This window comes from Rhizobium sp. Nf11,1 (assembly GCF_050587665.1).
Classification (GTDB): Bacteria; Pseudomonadota; Alphaproteobacteria; order Rhizobiales; family Rhizobiaceae; genus Rhizobium.
In genome coordinates, this window is the sequence record NZ_JBOBHU010000027.1 from 1 (window position 1) to 15868 (window position 15868).

Here is a 15868-nt window from a genome sequence, read left to right on the forward strand (position 1 = left end):
GCGCAGCAGCATGAAAGCCTCGCCGAGTTGAGCCGGCAGGGCCCCGCTGATAGGAGTATGGAGGGGGGGGGGGGGGGGGGGGGGGGGGGGCGGGGGGGGGGGGGGGGGGGGGTGGGTGGGGGGGGGGGGGGGGGGGGGGGGGGTGGGGGGGGGGGGGGGGGGGGCGGGGGGGGGGGGGGGCGGGGGCGGGGGGGGGGGGGGGGGGGGCGGCCCGGGGGCGGCCCGCGCACCATTCTCATTTTTGGAACAGGAGCATGATGTCGCCGCAATAATTTTCGGCAGCATGCTTCAGGGGACGCGACTTGCGTAAAAAATATGGCCCGGAACACAACCATTGAGCCGGTTTCAGGCATATCCATCGCAATTCCTCTCGCGCTGCTCGTGGTCCTCTCGGCCGCGCTTGCGGTGCAATCCGGATTCGTGGTGGCGCAAGGGCCTGAGGCGACCGTTGCGGCGCCGCAGACAATCACGGTTGCGCCGCATCGTTTCGCCTATCGCGACGCCGCCGAGTATTTCCGTGACGGTCTGGCCATCGACGCACCCAAACGCGACGTGAGCGTGATTTCATCGCTCGAAATCATGAAATACCAGACCACGCTTCGCGATTATAATCGCTGCGTGGCCGAGGCCATTTGTCCGCCGGCCGAGACCGGAGACGGCGCACCGCCGCGGGAGGAGACTCCGGTGACCGGCGTGAGCTACGACGACGCGCTCCGATATGCGGCCTGGCTGTCGGAACGCACGGGGAGCGAATGGCGGCTGCCGACCGATTTCGAGCTGGCCTATGCCGCCGCCGACCGTTTTCCTGACGATGCTCTCGGCATAGATCCCGACGACAGGAATCCTGCTAACCGCTGGCTCGCCGATTACGAGCGTGAAGCGCGCAGGGCAGCGGCGATCGACCCCCGACCACAGCCGCAGGGCTCGTTCGGGATCAGTCAAACCGGTCTGGTGGATTTCGCCGGCAACGTCTGGGAGTGGACGTCGACCTGTAACAAGCGGGTTGATCTCGGCCAGAACCGCCGCGCCGACGAGCCTGACCCCAGGAACTGTGGGATCATGATCGCCGCCGGCAAGCATCGCGCTCCCATGAGCAGTTTCGTTCGGATTCCCAAAGGCGGCGGATGCTCCGTCGGAAGTCCGCCCGACAATCTCGGCTTTCGCCTCGTTCGCCAGCACGGGCTGCTCGAAGGCCTGAAAGACTGGGCGCGCAGAGCAATGACCGACAGGTTCGAAAGGCGGCGAGCGACAAGGCCAGAACAGGATGACGATGAAAGTTGACCGGACGATCTTGAAGTCGCTGCCGCTCTTCGAGCGAATGACGGATACGGATCTCGACGCGATGCTGCAGCACGCAGCTCCGCGCCGCGTCGCCCAGGGTGATGCGGTGTTCGAGCAAGGCGCGCGGGCAAAATCGTTTTTCCTGCTCCTGCACGGGCGTCTGAAAGTGACGCAGGTGACGCAGGACGGACAGCAGATCATCGTGCGGATGGTCCATCCGGGCGATTTGTTCGGCTTTGCGATGGCGCTGCGCAGGGAGGACTATCCCGGGACAGCAGTGGCGGCGGCCGAAAGCCTCGTCATCAGCTGGCCGACGGATATGTGGCCGCGTTTCGTCGAGCAGAACCCCCGCCTGGCTGTGACGGCCATGCAGACTATCGGTCAGCGGCTGGAAGAAGCGCATACGCGCATTCGTGAGATGTCGACCGAGGAAGTGGAAAAGCGGGTGGCGCACGCCGTCCTGCGGTTATCCAAACAGGCGGGGCGGCCAGTGGCAAGCGGCATCCGCATCGATTTCCCGATATCGCGTCAGGACATCGCCGAAATGACGGGAACGACGCTGCATACGGTGTCGAGAATTCTGAGCGCCTGGGAGGCGAAGGGAATGGTCGAAGGCGGCCGGCAAAAGCTGACGGTGACCGATCCTCAGAAACTTCTCAATCTCGCCAATGGCGAGCGGGATTGACATCTGTCTATACCCGCGTGGTCCTTGCCAGTTCGCTGCGAAACCAGGAGATGAGTTTGACCGAATTCCTTGCCGCCTTCGTCCTCTTTGTCTTGCTCCATTCCATTCCGGCGGTTCCAGCCATCCGGTCGGAAATAATCCGCCACGTCGGTCGTCCAGTCTATTTCGCCGGTTACTCGGCCGTTTCCACCGCCGCACTGATCTGGGTTTTTTCCTCAGCGCTCGCCTTGGACTATATACCCTTATGGGAGCTCAGGCCGGCAAACGCAACGGTCGCTTTCGTGCTTGCCCCTTTCGGCATATTTCTGGTCATCGCCGGGCTTTTGAGCGCCAATCCTCTGTCCATTACCTTGAACCCGTCGCCCTCACTCGGCGCTGTCACAAAAATCACCAGACATCCGGTGCTTTGGGGTTTTGCCGCCTGGGCGAGCGGCCATATCGCCGCAAACGGCGACCTGCGTTCGCTGCTGCTGTTCGGAGGATTTGCCGCATTTGCTCTGGGCGCGATCCCGATGACCGAAAAAAGGTCGAAACGACGTCTCGGCGGCTCTTGGGCGAAGCTGGCGGGGCATAGCTCGATCCTGCCGTTCGCCGCCTGTTTGGAAGGCGAGCAGTCCACCTTCGATATGCCGATGCTTGTCGCAGGCCTTGTAACTGCGGTCTTGACCCTGTGGCTGCTGTTCGCAGGCGGGCACAGCGCGGTGTTCGGCGCTGACCCCCTCGCCCTGTTCATTTGACCGAAGTCAAAGCGTCTTGCGACCGGCGCCGTAACTTGGAGAAAAATTTGGAAGCCGCAGCGACGAGCCAATGATCCGGAGTGATGGAATGCCATATGAAATCGTCACAGCAAGTCTCGATGCGAAAGACAAGTCAGGGCATATCGATGTGCGGTTCGGGCCCGACATGAAGACCGTCATCGTGTCCCGGCGGGCATTGCTGTCCGTTGCGTCGCCGCCGCGGGCAACCGAATTCCGCCTTCTTCAATACGTTGACACTTTCTGCCAAATAGCCGCGCGCCGCCTTGCCTTAACGAGCGGCAACACGATTCTGATTACGGCGAACGATGTCCGCGGATGGCTCTGCGCATGGCAGTCCTCGCCGGCCCCCGTCCCGATGCCGCCGAAACGCCATTGGCTGCACGACGCCAGACCTGCATAAATCCGACCTGAGTGGATTTGCGGCTTCCGATGAGGACAACGCCGGCCGGCTGGTGACACCAGCTTGAGGGGCATGTTAAAGACGATGCCATTGATACGATCTGTAACGAGCAACGGCTTGGCGGATGGACGATGACAGCACTTCAGCATGACGCGCATCTTCTCGTCGTCGACGACGATCCGCGCATTCGCCAGATGTTGACGCGCTATTTCGAGGATGAGGGTTACACGGTCTCTTCCGCCGCCGACGGGACCGAGATGCGTGTGCGCCTGCGCCAGCAGAATTTCGACGCCGTCCTGCTCGACCTCGTTCTTCCCGGCGGTACGGACGGCCTTGACCTTGCCCGCGAAATCCGCGCCCAATCCGACGTGCCGATCATGATGCTGACGGGCCGCGACGACGTCGTCGATCGAATCGTCGGTCTGGAGGTCGGCGCCGACGATTACGTCGCCAAGCCCTTCCATCTCCGGGAGGTCCATGCGCGCCTGAAATCGATCCTGCGCCGCCGGCAAGCTCCGGCGCGTAGCAGCGAGGCGGCTGGCGAGGAGATTATCGGCTTCGAAGACTGGAAGCTCAATCTCAGCCGCAGGCAGCTTTTCGATCCGGAAGGCACGGAAATCGAATTGACGACCGGCGAGTTCGATATGCTGACGACCTTCGTCCGCCATGCCGGACGGGTTCTGACCCGCGACGTGCTGATGGACCTGACCCGGGGCCGAAGCCTCGAAGCTTTCGACCGGACGATCGATGCTCAGATCGTCCGGCTGCGGCGCAAGATCGAGACCGACCCGAAGAAGCCGCAATTCATCAAGGCCGTGCGAGGCGTCGGCTACGTCTTTACCGCAAGGCTGGATTAATTGGTTCTGGAGATGGCGAGGCTGACGCGCCTCGCCATCTCCCTGCGACGTCCAAGCATCAGGAGCCCAGCAAGACGGTGATCTCGGCGCGAGAAGGCATGGCGGGAGCCGTGCCTGGCCGTGTTACCGCGATTGCGGCGGTCGCGCAGCCGAAGCGGACGGCCTCGATTGGCGCCCGGCCTTCCGAAATCGCCGTCGCGAACCCGCCGAGGAAGGCGTCGCCGGCCCCGGTTGTGTCAATGACATTTCCCGCCGAAAATGCGGGCACGAATTCGCTCTGCCCGGCGGTGTGATAGAACGCACCGCGGGCGCCGAGCGTGATGACCGCTGCTTTTGCGCCCCGATCGATCAGCGTGTGTGCCGCTGCACGTGCCTGCTCATCGGTTTCGATCGCATGGCCCACCAATTCCGCTGCTTCGACTTCGTTGGGAACGATGAAATCGCACAAGCCGTAGATGCTGTCCGGAATGGCGCCGGCCGGCGCGGGGTTGAAGATCGTAATGGCCCCTGCCCTCTTTGCGATCGACAGGCCGTGCAAGGCCGCTTCCAGCGGTTGTTCGAGCTGTGTCATGAAGATGGCGGCGCTTTCGATCGCCGCCCGGTTCACTTCGACATCTTCGATGCCGATCAGCCCCGCGGCGCCAGGCACCACGATGATGGCGTTGTCGCCGCTCACTTCGTCGACGAAGATGAAGGCAGCGCCCGTGGAAACGCCCTCCATCTTCATCACATTGGCTTTGACGCCCGCCTCCGCATAGGCCGCAAGGGCCATAGCGCCGAACGCGTCGTTGCCGACCCGTGAAATGAAAGTCACCTTGCCGCCTGCCTTTGCCGCGGCAATCGCCTGGTTGGAGCCTTTGCCTCCCGGCCCGAGCGTGAAACCCGATCCCATCAGCGTCTCGGCGATATGGGGCAGGCGCTTCGCCTTATAGGCGGTGTCGGCGGCAAAAATGCCTAAAATGATAATCCCGCTTTTCTCGCTCATCTCACGGCCTCTTCCGCTGGAATGACGCCCTTGGTCAAAAGGAAGCATCCATAGAACCGCAATTCCCCGGTTGCGATCACGCAATAAGCCTTTTTGGCGATGTCGTAGAACGCCATCCGTTCGACGGGATACATCGGCGACGGCTTGCCTTCGGCGCGGTCGACAATCGCCTGCACTTCCTGCTGAATCGGCGGAATTTCATCCGGCTTGCCGATCACTTCCATGCGGCCAACCGAAGGCTGGATCGGAGTGTCCAGAGGCAGGACCGAAAGGACCGCGTCGATCGCCTGCGGCGCGGGAATGTTTTCCATGGTCAGCAGTCTACCCAGACGCGTTTGGCGGGCTATCGAATCCGATGGAAAATTCATGTCGGAGATGACGAGATAGTCGCCATGTCCCATGTTGCAGAGTGCTTGAAGAATGTCGCCGTTGAGTTCGGCCCGAATTCCCTTGAGCATTTGATCTTCCATCCTTTCTCTAGCCGGAACACCGGCCGTGCTTCAATTTCTGTGCCCGGCGAGATCCGGCTTGGAGCGCCGCGCGCCCTTTCGGACGCACAAAGGGCGCTCCCACTCTTTGGATCTACGCATCGGGCTTTCCGAGCATCGCTTCCGATTTTCGGGCCGGTGCGCCAGGTTGCGGGCACGGGCCGCTCGAACCGCGCACGATCAGCGATCCGTCCACCATTTCGTCCCCCTTCCCCGGCGGTTCTTCGAGGAGAAGGCTGACCGCGCGCCGCGCCAGCATGTCGGCCGGCTGGCGGATGGTTGTCAGCCGCGGCACTACGAGATTGGCAAGCGAAATGTCGTCGAAACCTGTGACGGATAGTTTTCGCGGCACGTCGATCTTGAGGTCACGGGCGGCACGTAATGCGCCGATCGCCTGCTGGTCGCTGGCGGCCGCGATTGCCGTCGGCCGGCTTTGCGGCGGGCGGGAAAGCAGCTCACGGGCAATTCTTTCGCCGGATTCGTAGTCGAATCTGCCATGGGCGATTTCCAGCTCGACAGGCTCGCCGGTCTTGCCGAAGCCGTCCATGCGGCTGATGAAAGCCTCTTTGCGGATGCGCCCTGCTTCGGTGTCGGTCGGCCCGGCAATGTAGGCGATGCGCCGGTGCCCCAGCCCATAGAGATGATCGGCAATCAGCGTGGCCGCCTGCGCATGGTTGGTTGATACCAGGGGAAAGGCGCCGAAGCGCCGGTCCAGCGATATGACCGGCACCGAGGCTGGCAGATCGAGACCTGAACCGTCGCTCGAAGCCACCACGATGATGCCGCGCACTGATCGGTCGAGAAAAGCCGAAACATGGCTCTGCTCCGCCTCGCTGTCGTTATGCGAGCTTGCCAGCATCAGGCTGTGACCGCATTCGAGCGCCGCGCGCTCGACGCTTGCCGCAAGCTGCGCAAAAAAAGGGTTGGTGATGTCGGGAACGACGAGGCCGATGACGTCGGTTCTGCTGGTGCGCAAGGCTCGTGCAGTCACGTTCGGTCGGTAACCGAGCGCCGAAATGGCGTCGTTGACCCTTTCACGGAGCATGGGTTTGACCGCGGCTTCGCCCGACAGAACACGCGAAACAGTGCCCACGGAGACGCCCGCATATTCGGCGACATCCTTGACTGTGGGCATCTTCACCATGTTCAAACGTCCCGCGGCTATTTTACCGCTCCTGCGGTCATCCCGGCGATGATGTGTTTTTCCAGCACGACGCCGACGATGACCAGCGGAAGAATACCGGCGGTGGAAAGCGCGGCCATCGACCACCAGTTGATGCCCTGGCTGCCTGTCTGGCTGGCGATCATCACCGGCAGCGTGTTCGTATTGGTGGAAGTCAGCAATGCGGCGAAGAAATATTCATTCCAGCACAGGATCAGCGCCAAAAGGAAGGCGGCAACCATGCCCGGCAGGACGAGCGGCACGATGATGCGGGCAAACGCTCCCCAGATCGACAGGCCGTCGACCAGCGCGGCCTCCTCGAGCTCGACCGGTATGGTGGCGAACTGGTCGCGCATGATCCAGACGACGATCGGCAGAACCATCAGCGTATAGACGGCGATCATGCCGGCATAGGTGTCGAGCAGCGCCAGTTCCTTGTAGAGAACCAGGAATGGCAGGGCCAGGACGACGGGAGGCATAATGAGCTGCGACAGGAAGAAGAAGGAAATGTCGGAATTGCGCATATGGCCGAACTTGTAGGAGAAGCGGCTGAGGCCGTAGGCGGCGAGCGATCCGAGCACAACCGCAAGAGCGGATGCGGTGACGGAGATGATGACGCTGTTCCAGAGCCTGCGCATGAACTCGTCACGCACGGTCGAGATCTGGGGAATCGTATCGGGAGAGAGGCCGAGCGAGCGCCAGCCGAGCCAGTTGGGCGCGAAATTGAACCACGGGATCAGATTGCCGCGCATGACGTCTGCGGCTGTCTTGAACGAGGTTGAAACCGTCCAGAACAGCGGGAAGATGCAGACACAAGCCCAGATGACGAGCAGCCCGTAAACGGCCAAACGCATGGCCCACCAGCGAATGCGTTGGCCTCGTCCGTATTTTTCGAAATCGATGCGAACCATCAGAGCCTTCCTGTCATCCGCTTGACGATGCGGTCGGAGATCTTCATCAGCCCCGTCATGCCGACGACGATGATCACGAGATAGACGAGCGCGAGCAGGGTCCCATATCCGACATTCGAGCGGTCTCGGTATTCGCGGTAGATAAAACTGGTGACGGAATCGGTCGCCCCGCCAGGCCCCCCCGATGTCACCGTGATGATGATGTCGGCGAGCTTGAGCTTGAAGATGATGCGGATCATCACTGCCGTGACCGACACAGGCAGCATCAGCGGGAAAATCACCTGCCAGAAGCGCTGCCATTTGGTGGCGCCGTCGACTTCGGCCGCCTCCAGCACCTCCCTCGACAAGGCCTGCAATCCGGCGAGCAGCATGATCATCATGAAGGGAATGAAGGTCCAGGCGTCCATGATCATGATCGAGAGGCGCGCCGTCAGCGGATCGCCGAAAAAGGAGGGGTTTTCCCAGCCGAGCCAGCGGGCCATGCGCGCAATCGGGCCGAAACGGGTTTCCAGCATCGATTTTCCCACCATCCAGCTCACCGCGACCGGCGACAGCATCAAGGGCACGAGGAACGTGACGCGCCAGAACTTTCGGGCAATGATTTCCTGGTTAAGGAGCAGCGCCAAGCCGAAGGCGATCGCATATTCCACGGCAATCGCAAGGCAATAAAGGATCATGTTGAGCAAGGCATTGGCATAGAACGGATCGGCGATCATCCGGCGCACATTGTCGAGCCCGTTGAAGCGTCGCCCGGCAGAAGAGGCGAGGTTCCAGTCGGAGAAGCCGATCCAGAGCGCAAAGAGCAGCGGGAAGACCACCATCGATACGACGAAGAGTGCTGCCGGCAGAACAAAGAGCGCCTTCTTGCCGGCCTCGCCGTATATTACGACGCGGGTGACGCAAAGAACCGCGGCCCAGATGAAATAGGCGTAGAGAACCGGCCGCCAGTTGGCAAAGCCCCAATCGGTCCAGCCAAGTTCGTGGACAGCTTCCAATACAAAGGATGCGATGAACCATATGGCGCTCAGCCACAGAGCCGCGCGGCCCCAGAAACGGCGGCTCGCGGAAATGGAGCCGGCTTCGACCGTGTGGAGCAGGTCGCCTTCGACTGTCGACATTGATATTCCTCGCCCGGACAGGATGGGCGCCGGCGGAGCCTTTTCAGTCCGCCAGCGCGTTTATGCCAATCGATCAGAGCCCGAGGCTCGTCCGATAGAGCTTCAGCTGGCTATCACGGCCGATCTGGTCGGTGATCTTTTCCCAGGCGGCGGCAATTGCATCCGCGGTTTCCTGTGCCGACTTGTATTGTCCGGCAAAGCCCTTCGCCAATTCGTCCTCCGCAACGGAGTAGTATTGGAAGATGCCGGGGATGCGCGGCTCGATCGCAGCGTTCGGATGGTTGTAGCTGTCGGCGTTCGAACCCAGATAATCCTCGATGTAGGCGCGATCGTAACCTGCCTTTTCCCATTCGTCGTAGTTGAAGTGCGACTGACGATAGGGCTGGAAGCCGGACGGATAGGCCGACGTCCACAGGGAAAGATCCTTGCCGCCGAGATGGGCTGCAGCAGACCAGGCCGCCTTGCGCTTCTTCTCGTCGCTCGACACCCGCTTGGTGACATAGATGCCCCAGCCGAGATAAGCCATGTTGGGCGCTTCGTTATACTTGTCTTCCCATTGGCCGGACTTGCGGTTGTAGACGCGGTTGGAGCCGCGGTTGATGCCGAAGCCCACCACGTCGCCGACGACCGACGTATCCGAGGTGCGCGCGCTGGAGCCGACGTCGCCCCACCACATCAGCATGGCGCCGGTGCCTGCCAGGAACTGCGAGAAGGCTGTGGTGCCGGGGTCCGCATTGATCTGGTCGGCAGGATAGGCCTTGGCCGCGATCAGATCCAGCACATCCTGGATCGCCTGGACCCAGGCGGGGTTGTTGACCAGCGGCTTCATATTTTCGGGATCGAACAGCCAAGCCGGATCGCCGGGATATTTGGCATAGGCCGTCGCCCGGTTCTCGATGAAATAGAAGCCAAAGCCGCCCCAGCCCTTGAGCGGGTCGAGATAGCCGTAGGCCGGCTGGCTGGTCAAGGGATCGGTCTTGCCGATCAGCGCCTTGGACGCTGCGTTGACGTCCTGCCAGGTCTTCGGCGGCTCGGCCATGCCGCTGATCGAGCCTTCGCCGAAGTAGTCCTTGCGATAGGCGAAGGTGTGGCAGTCGCCATCGATCGTGACGCGATAGGTCTTGCCGTCCCAGGTGCCGACCGGCGGCTTCAGGTAGCTCACCAGGTCGTCGGCTTCGACCTGCTTTGCAGCCCAATCAGGCATCTCGTCGAGAAGCCCGCGTCCGGCGGTATCGCCTTCGAAAGGCGCGCCCATTTCAAGGATGTCGAAATCGACCGTGCCGGTTGCGATCGACTGCTGAAGGCGGGCGTTGTAATCGGCCTGAGCAAGGTCGATCCAGTTGATCTTGGCGCCGGTATAGGCTTCCCAAGGCTTCAGGAAGCCGCGGAACAGGAAGTTGTGCAGATTCTGGTTGTTGAGCCCCATGAAGGTCAGCTCGACGCCGGCGAATTCGCCCTGCTTGACATTGGCCTTGGTCGGGCCGAGGCAGAGCTCGCCGACCTTCTGCCAGTCCGCGTCCGTCGGCGAACCCTTGCCGACGCCCGGGATCTGCAGGATCTGCGCGCGTAGGTCATCGGCGGCGAATGCGGTGCCGGCAATTCCGCCCATCGCGCCGGACAGCCCGAGCAGAGCCGCCGCACTTGCCGTTCCGCGTAAAACGTCGCGGCGGCTTGCCTGACGGCGCATCAATGCATCGTAAATTTCGACTTTCATGTCTTTCTCCTCCACGTTTGGTGCGCTGCCGCCAGCCATGTTCCGGATAGGCTCCGGCCCGAATTTGGGACTGGTCTCGTGCAGAACTATCTGGTAAACAAGAAAATGAAACGTTTCATAATTCTTGTTTGAAACCGCTCCTCTCGGTCTCATCATTGAGCATTAGACGGGAAGCGGAAAAAGTCAATAAAAAATGAAACGTTTCATGGAGGAGTTTTGAAGGTATTTCGGGTCGTGGCAGAGCGCGTTTTCGTTGTGCCTCATACGCTGGATACTGTCGAGAGATTCATCCCCTGGAATGTGCCTGGGGTGACCGGAAAGCGAGTGGGAGGCATATGGCTGAGGTCAGTATTTCAGAGGCGCGGAAGGCATACGGCGCCTTAAATATCCTGCATGGGGTCAATATAGACATTCGCGACGGCGAGTTCGTGGTGCTCGTCGGCCCGTCCGGCTGCGGCAAGTCGACCTTGCTGCGCATGGTCGCAGGGCTCGAGAGCATTACCGGCGGCACCATCTCGATCGGCGGAAAGATCGTCAACAATCTGCCGCCGAAGGACCGCGATATTGCGATGGTCTTCCAGAGCTATGCCCTCTATCCGCACAAGACCGTTGCCGAGAACATGGTCTTCGCGCTGCGCCTCCAGAAGCAGCCGGCCGATCTCATCAAGCAGCGCCTGCAGGCGGCGGCTGAAACGCTCGACCTCGTGCCCTATCTTGACCGCTATCCGCGCCAGCTTTCGGGCGGCCAGCGGCAGCGCGTGGCGATGGGACGAGCCATTGTCCGATCGCCGCAGGTCTTCCTCTTCGACGAGCCCCTGTCGAATCTCGACGCCAAGCTGCGCGTGCAGATGCGCAAGGAGATCAAGGAACTCCACCAAAGACTGAGAACCACGACGATCTACGTCACCCATGACCAGGTCGAAGCGATGACCATGGCGGACAAGATCGTGGTCATGCAGGGCGGCAAGGTCGAACAGACGGGAACGCCGCTGGAACTCTACGACCGTCCGCGCAATACCTTCGTGGCCACCTTCATCGGCTCGCCGTCGATGAACCTGCTGAAAGGTCATTACAAGGCCGATGGAGCCGTCTTCGTCACGGAGACAGGCGATGAGATCGCGCTCGGTTTCACGCTGGAGGCCTCCGATGGCCAGGCTGTGCGTCTGGGCGTGCGGCCCGAACACCTGTCGCTCGCTCCGAGCGGCCTGAAGACGACCGTCAACGTCACCGAGCCCACCGGTCACGAGACGATGGTATTTCTGCGCTACGGATCCGGCGAGCTTGTCGCCGTGCTGTCTGAACGTCACGATTTCGAGCCGGGGCAGGCCGTAACGATCGCTGCCCGGCCGGGCAAGCTTCATCTGTTCGATGCGGAGACCGGTAAGACGCTGCGACGGGATTGAGGAGCCACTGTTGCTCGCCAACATGCCGCGGCTGATGAGGCGCGCGGCCTTCGTGGCGTTGACAATGAGTTCGAGAGCCGGTGCTTGATCGCATGCCGTCTCTCAATGCGATAGCAGGACAGGCAGGGTGATGCTGGTCAGCACCGCCTGCGTCGCGCCGCCGAGCACGAATTCGCGCAAACGCGAATGACCGAACCCGCCCATGACGAGAAGGTCGGCCCGCAATTCGAAGGCCTTGCTCTGCAGTACCTCGCCGACTGGATCGCCGTGCGTGCGCAGGTGCGTCGCCTCCGCCGTCACGCCGCTCTTCAGCAGGTTTTCGATGAGATAATCGCCCGTCTCGTATGTCACCGGCTTCTCGTCGATCACGGAAAGCAGGCAGACCTTGGAGGCCTGCTCCAGGAAGACGGAGGCATCATGTGCCGCCCGCGCAGCCGCGCGGCTGCCATCCCAGGCGATGGCGACACGATCGATCCGGCCGCCGAAAGGCGCCGGCGGATAGAGGATCAGCGGCCGCCCCGACCCGAACAGTACCGCCTCGACGATCGGACGGGAGAGGCCTGCCAGTTCCAGAAGCACGAGATCGTAGGCGCGCGATGCTTCCGCTAGTGCGTCGACGACGAATGGCTCCTCGACCTTGATCTCGCGGGTGCGTAGATCGACGGAAGCCAACCGTGCCTCATTGACCGCTTTCTGCGTCAGCGTCGAAGCGCGCTTATGGCTCAGCGCCGCCGCTTCCCGCGCCATTCGTGCCGCATCGATGATCAGTGAGGACAGGGCGTTGGAGACGTCGGGTACGGTAATCTCCACGGCACAGACGGTGAGCGTCGCCTGCATATGGCGCGCCAGCATCACCGCATTGGCGATCATGATTTCCGAAGTCGCGTCAGGATAGGTGAGAAGCGGAAGGAAGATATGCCGTTTCATGGTGTACACCCCAAGAAGAGAATGGCGGTCTGTGTCGCCACTCTCGCAATTGAGCGGGATTTGCGCGTTGACATGTCTCAATCTGCCCATCCCTCCCCCATTGACGCCGATCAATGCAGCCTTCCCAGACGGTTGTACGGTGATGAACGTTGCATTCGGCCAGCCGCCGGCCGGCCGAATGGGCGAACAGAGCGCGGCATGTGCCGCCGTTTCACGCAGCGGGAAAGCTTCGATGAAGAACGAAGAGATAGAAAACAAACTGAAGACCATGAAAGCGGACCTGCAGCGCCGGCGGTCGGCGATCGATGCCGATCTCGGTGTCGCGCTGGATGCGGACAGCGAAGATCGCATCACCCAGGTCGAGAATGATCAGGTGCTGACCGAAATGCGAAGGGAAGCCGCTGCGCAAATCACATCGATCGAGGCGGCCCTCGAACGACTGAAGCGCGGAAGCTTCGGTCGCTGCGTTAGATGCCTCGCCCCGATCGAACCCAACCGGTTGGAGGCCATCCCCTACACGCCATACTGCGTGACCTGTGCCCGCCTGGCGGACGAGAGGCATTCCTCGTAGGATTGAAGCATTCTGCCCGAGCAGATTCCATCACGAATCGATAAGCGTGAGTGGCGGCGAGTATGGTCATCCCGGCATGAGCGGCACTCTTGCTGCCCGAGCCGTAAGTCGGCCCTGCGGACCCAATACGACATTGCTCTTTATCAATGCGCGAAGCCGCGCGGTTGGCCTAGAATGACTCCTCGAACATCCGAAGGAGCGTCTCATGTCATTGGGTTTACGGGAACTTACGCTGGCTGAATGCCACGCCGTTCTGGGAGAGACAAGATTTGGGCACCTAGCCTGCTGCAAGGACAGTCGGCCCTATGTCGTGCCTATCTATTTCGCCTTCGAAGATGGCGTCGCATACTGTTTTTCGATGCCCGGCCGCAAAGTCGAATGGATGCGGGAAAACGACAGAGTGTGCCTGCAGGTGGACCGGCGGGTCGGCAAAGGCTGGACGAGCGTTATCGCCGAAGGAAAGTTCGAGGAGTTTCCCGACACTGAGCTCCGGCGGAGCGAGCGTGTGCACGCCTGGGAAATATTGCAGAAGCACCCGGACTGGTGGGAAGTCGGTTCGCTCAGCCCGAAGGAGGTTCCGATTCTTGCCGAATCTCCGCACATTTTCTTTGGCATCCTTGTCCAGACATTGTCAGGCCGCGCGGCCTTCGCCATCGATTAATAGCTATCGCCCGGACACGTGCAGCAACCGGGCGACATGCATAACAAGGTGTGAGGCGACGGGCCGGCTGAACGCCGGCCGGTTCAATGTGCCATGAAGATGGGCATCGTGCTTTCCTCGATCATGCCCCGTGTCACCCCGCCAAAGATCGTCTGCTGCCAGCGCGGATGGTTATAGGCACCCATGACGATCAGGTCGGCGGACACGTCGACTGCATGCTGCCGCAGGACCTGGTCTGCCGGCCGGCCACCGCTGGCGACGCGATCCACCTGCACCTTCACGCCGTGCCGGGCAAGATAGGCGGCAATGTCGGCGCCCGGCTCCTCGCCGTTCGCCCGCATCCGTGCCATGGGGTCCACCATGGTGACGTAAACGGTGTCGGCTTGCTTGAGCAGATCAAGCGATTGCCGGGTGGCGCGTGACGCTTCGTCGCTGGAGTCCCATGCCAGCAAAACCGATCTCGACGAGGCATTCATTGCTCGTGTTCCGCGGTTGATGAGGATCGGCGTCGGCGTCTGGAAGAGTGCACCATCGATGATGCGTTTGCGGAGATCGTCGTCTCGGGCCGCCTGCCGCCCGACCAGGACGACGTCGGCATAGAGTGCCCTTTCGGCAATATCTTCGTCAGCCCATGCGAGTTCCGTGTAGACGTCCTGGACCTCACAGGAGATCTCGCTTCGGTCGAGAGTAGTCTTGATCTCCTCAGTCTTCCGGGACAGAACGTCGATTTCGCGTTGGCGTTCGTCAAGCCAGACAGAAGAGATGGTGTTATAATTGCCGATCGTTGGTGCAGTTCCCAACGAGATCACCAGCGCGTTCAGATGCGCGCCATGGGCGCTGCAGAAGTCGATTGCGGTTTTGAGATCTTCCTCGAACTGATGAACGCTGAGGATGCTGAGTACGGTCCTGATGGTCATGTCGATATACCTCTCTCTGGTTGGAATGGAAAAAGATAGTCGCGATGGCCCCGGCTTCCTTGACCTTCGTCAAAGCGCTGTCGATTTCTGCCCTGTAGGCTGCTTCCCGATTGACAGGGAGTGGCTGTAGACGTCCCTATCGCGGAATCCGGAGAGGTGCGGGACCGGTCATCGGAAAGGAGGCAGCAAATGCTGTCGACGGAGCGAGATTTCAAACGGGGCGGCGAGCGGTTGCCCATTCCTTCGCAAGGTGAAGTCGAAGGCAAGCTTCTCATGTTCGAAGCGGTTGCCGTCACCTGTTTGCAGGAGCTTCTCGCCAAAACGGAATCGCCCCTGGTCCCCAGGCTTCGCCGGAGACTTATCCGTAATCTGAAGGAGCGGTGCGCCCCATTGAAGCTTTGCGCGGATGACGAAAAGGCGGCAGAGGAGTTCGCGCTCCAACTGTTGAACGCAGCCCTGGAAGAAGCAGAAGACGAGGGAGCGGGCTGAGTGCCGACGCCTCAAGCGCAGGTTCGAGCGCCCAGGTCTTTGACCGTCTCATCCGCCAGCTTGCGCACCACCTTTGCGGAGACCACCCCCATTTTCGAGGAGATCCCGGCCAGTCGCGCGGTCTCTCGAGGCGCCTCGGCCAAGGCATTCTGCGCAAAGTCGGCCACGACCTCGAACGTATCGTTCAGTTCGGCACTTTCGGTGAGGTCATCCAGGAAGATCTGGTAGAGTTGAAGCCGGCGCCGGAATGACGCCAGTAGCTCGATCTGACAACGCAGCATCGTCCGCGACGCCTCGATATTCAGTCTGTAGGCTGCGAGGAAAAGATTCCTTGCAGAGGCAGGCAGCGCCTGCTCCGGTATCAAAAGCGCGTCATCGACCATGGCGGAATCCTCTCGTCTCCTTCAAGATTATCGTCGCGGCGAAAGATCTCGTTGATCTGCATCAAGCGGACTCTGCTCATTGCAACGGCACGATGGAGTGATTCAGCAATCGCAATGACCGGGCCGCATAGGGTGGATGGCTTTCAGGAGCAGCGGAA

At 61.2% G+C, this 15868-nt stretch carries 17 protein-coding genes; 8 read left to right on the forward strand and 9 right to left on the reverse strand.

The genetic code is table 11. The features are described 5' to 3' along the window. Positions 1-315 precede the first annotated feature (315 nt). The 4 genes from ACQ7C1_RS27665 to ACQ7C1_RS27680 all read left to right on the forward strand — a co-directional run bounded on the left by ACQ7C1_RS27665 (position 316) and on the right by ACQ7C1_RS27680 (position 3981). Positions 316-1281, forward strand: a complete 966-nt coding sequence (locus ACQ7C1_RS27665; RefSeq protein ID WP_430960567.1) for an SUMF1/EgtB/PvdO family nonheme iron enzyme — start codon at positions 316-318, stop codon at positions 1279-1281. Beyond that, complete coding sequence (locus ACQ7C1_RS27670; RefSeq protein WP_210633550.1) at positions 1271-1966, forward strand: Crp/Fnr family transcriptional regulator; 696 nt, start codon at positions 1271-1273, stop codon at positions 1964-1966. Before ACQ7C1_RS27665 ends, ACQ7C1_RS27670 begins: the two co-directional genes overlap by 11 nt. A 56-nt stretch (positions 1967-2022) precedes the next feature. Then, positions 2023-2703, forward strand: coding sequence for an NnrU family protein (locus ACQ7C1_RS27675; RefSeq protein ID WP_430960568.1), 681 nt, complete (start codon positions 2023-2025; stop codon positions 2701-2703). Between the two features lie 552 nt (positions 2704-3255). Then, positions 3256-3981, forward strand: a complete 726-nt coding sequence (locus ACQ7C1_RS27680; protein WP_430960569.1) for a response regulator — start codon at positions 3256-3258, stop codon at positions 3979-3981. Between the two features lie 58 nt (positions 3982-4039). Here the strand turns inward: ACQ7C1_RS27680 and ACQ7C1_RS27685 are convergent, their stop codons facing one another. The 6 genes from ACQ7C1_RS27685 to ACQ7C1_RS27710 form a co-directional block, all read right to left on the reverse strand. Beyond that, positions 4040-4966, reverse strand: a complete 927-nt coding sequence (locus ACQ7C1_RS27685; protein ID WP_430960570.1) for a ribokinase — start codon at positions 4964-4966, stop codon at positions 4040-4042. Beyond that, positions 4963-5424: an RbsD/FucU family protein gene (locus tag ACQ7C1_RS27690; RefSeq protein WP_011427726.1), complete on the reverse strand. Its 462-nt coding sequence runs from the start codon at positions 5422-5424 to the stop codon at positions 4963-4965. Before ACQ7C1_RS27690 ends, ACQ7C1_RS27685 begins: the two co-directional genes overlap by 4 nt. A gap of 124 nt (positions 5425-5548) precedes the next feature. Next, complete coding sequence (locus ACQ7C1_RS27695) at positions 5549-6598, reverse strand: LacI family DNA-binding transcriptional regulator (protein WP_430960571.1); 1050 nt, start codon at positions 6596-6598, stop codon at positions 5549-5551. A gap of 17 nt (positions 6599-6615) precedes the next feature. Further along, positions 6616-7527, reverse strand: coding sequence for a carbohydrate ABC transporter permease (locus ACQ7C1_RS27700; RefSeq protein ID WP_183700060.1), 912 nt, complete (start codon positions 7525-7527; stop codon positions 6616-6618). Further along, positions 7527-8645: a carbohydrate ABC transporter permease gene (locus ACQ7C1_RS27705; protein WP_221112907.1), complete on the reverse strand. Its 1119-nt coding sequence runs from the start codon at positions 8643-8645 to the stop codon at positions 7527-7529. The genes ACQ7C1_RS27700 and ACQ7C1_RS27705 overlap by 1 nt, the downstream gene beginning before the upstream one ends. Positions 8646-8718: 73 nt before the next feature. Continuing rightward, a complete protein-coding gene (locus tag ACQ7C1_RS27710; RefSeq protein ID WP_430960572.1) occupies positions 8719-10359 on the reverse strand; it encodes an extracellular solute-binding protein in 1641 nt (546 codons plus the stop codon). Positions 10360-10694: 335 nt separating this feature from the next. Between ACQ7C1_RS27710 and ACQ7C1_RS27715 the strand changes: the two genes are divergently transcribed. Beyond that, entirely contained in the window at positions 10695-11762 is a 1068-nt protein-coding gene (locus ACQ7C1_RS27715; protein ID WP_430960573.1) for an ABC transporter ATP-binding protein, read from the forward strand. A 102-nt stretch (positions 11763-11864) separates the two neighbouring features. Here ACQ7C1_RS27715 and ACQ7C1_RS27720 read toward each other — a convergent pair whose 3' ends face one another. Next, on the reverse strand, positions 11865-12689 hold the full coding sequence (locus ACQ7C1_RS27720) for a universal stress protein (RefSeq protein WP_430960574.1): 825 nt from the start codon (positions 12687-12689) through the stop codon (positions 11865-11867). A 232-nt stretch (positions 12690-12921) separates the two neighbouring features. Between ACQ7C1_RS27720 and ACQ7C1_RS27725 the strand changes: the two genes are divergently transcribed. After that, complete coding sequence (locus ACQ7C1_RS27725; protein WP_430960575.1) at positions 12922-13260, forward strand: TraR/DksA family transcriptional regulator; 339 nt, start codon at positions 12922-12924, stop codon at positions 13258-13260. Between the two features lie 205 nt (positions 13261-13465). Next, positions 13466-13921 (forward strand): pyridoxamine 5'-phosphate oxidase family protein, encoded by a 456-nt coding sequence (locus ACQ7C1_RS27730; RefSeq protein ID WP_430960576.1) that lies wholly within the window; start codon positions 13466-13468, stop codon positions 13919-13921. Between the two features lie 83 nt (positions 13922-14004). Here the strand turns inward: ACQ7C1_RS27730 and ACQ7C1_RS27735 are convergent, their stop codons facing one another. After that, positions 14005-14838 carry a universal stress protein gene (locus ACQ7C1_RS27735; RefSeq protein ID WP_430960577.1) on the reverse strand — a complete coding sequence of 278 codons (834 nt, stop codon included), beginning with the start codon at positions 14836-14838 and terminating at the stop codon, positions 14005-14007. 189 nt (positions 14839-15027) lie between these two features. On the opposite strand from ACQ7C1_RS27735, the gene ACQ7C1_RS27740 reads away from it, so the two are divergent. Next, entirely contained in the window at positions 15028-15327 is a 300-nt protein-coding gene (locus ACQ7C1_RS27740; protein WP_430960578.1) for a hypothetical protein, read from the forward strand. Between the two features lie 11 nt (positions 15328-15338). Here ACQ7C1_RS27740 and ACQ7C1_RS27745 read toward each other — a convergent pair whose 3' ends face one another. Further along, positions 15339-15710 carry a hypothetical protein gene (locus ACQ7C1_RS27745; RefSeq protein WP_430960579.1) on the reverse strand — a complete coding sequence of 124 codons (372 nt, stop codon included), beginning with the start codon at positions 15708-15710 and terminating at the stop codon, positions 15339-15341. Positions 15711-15868 lie beyond the last annotated feature (158 nt).

What these genes read in the sequence shown, in the direction of transcription:
- ACQ7C1_RS27725 (WP_430960575.1), top strand. Translation starts at nt 12,922, where the DNA reads ATGAAGAACGAAGAGATAGAAAACAAACTGAAGACCATGAAAGCGGAC.
- ACQ7C1_RS27685 (WP_430960570.1), bottom strand. Translation starts at nt 4,966, where the DNA reads ATGAGCGAGAAAAGCGGGATTATCATTTTAGGCATTTTTGCCGCCGAC.
- ACQ7C1_RS27710 (WP_430960572.1), bottom strand. Translation starts at nt 10,359, where the DNA reads ATGAAAGTCGAAATTTACGATGCATTGATGCGCCGTCAGGCAAGCCGC.
- ACQ7C1_RS27690 (WP_011427726.1), bottom strand. Translation starts at nt 5,424, where the DNA reads ATGCTCAAGGGAATTCGGGCCGAACTCAACGGCGACATTCTTCAAGCA.
- ACQ7C1_RS27680 (WP_430960569.1), top strand. Translation starts at nt 3,256, where the DNA reads ATGACAGCACTTCAGCATGACGCGCATCTTCTCGTCGTCGACGACGAT.
- ACQ7C1_RS27695 (WP_430960571.1), bottom strand. Translation starts at nt 6,598, where the DNA reads ATGGTGAAGATGCCCACAGTCAAGGATGTCGCCGAATATGCGGGCGTC.
- ACQ7C1_RS27665 (WP_430960567.1), top strand. Translation starts at nt 316, where the DNA reads ATGGCCCGGAACACAACCATTGAGCCGGTTTCAGGCATATCCATCGCA.
- ACQ7C1_RS27720 (WP_430960574.1), bottom strand. Translation starts at nt 12,689, where the DNA reads ATGAAACGGCATATCTTCCTTCCGCTTCTCACCTATCCTGACGCGACT.
- ACQ7C1_RS27705 (WP_221112907.1), bottom strand. Translation starts at nt 8,645, where the DNA reads ATGTCGACAGTCGAAGGCGACCTGCTCCACACGGTCGAAGCCGGCTCC.
- ACQ7C1_RS27745 (WP_430960579.1), bottom strand. Translation starts at nt 15,710, where the DNA reads ATGGTCGATGACGCGCTTTTGATACCGGAGCAGGCGCTGCCTGCCTCT.
- ACQ7C1_RS27715 (WP_430960573.1), top strand. Translation starts at nt 10,695, where the DNA reads ATGGCTGAGGTCAGTATTTCAGAGGCGCGGAAGGCATACGGCGCCTTA.
- ACQ7C1_RS27730 (WP_430960576.1), top strand. Translation starts at nt 13,466, where the DNA reads ATGTCATTGGGTTTACGGGAACTTACGCTGGCTGAATGCCACGCCGTT.
- ACQ7C1_RS27735 (WP_430960577.1), bottom strand. Translation starts at nt 14,838, where the DNA reads ATGACCATCAGGACCGTACTCAGCATCCTCAGCGTTCATCAGTTCGAG.
- ACQ7C1_RS27670 (WP_210633550.1), top strand. Translation starts at nt 1,271, where the DNA reads ATGAAAGTTGACCGGACGATCTTGAAGTCGCTGCCGCTCTTCGAGCGA.
- ACQ7C1_RS27700 (WP_183700060.1), bottom strand. Translation starts at nt 7,527, where the DNA reads ATGGTTCGCATCGATTTCGAAAAATACGGACGAGGCCAACGCATTCGC.
- ACQ7C1_RS27740 (WP_430960578.1), top strand. Translation starts at nt 15,028, where the DNA reads ATGCTGTCGACGGAGCGAGATTTCAAACGGGGCGGCGAGCGGTTGCCC.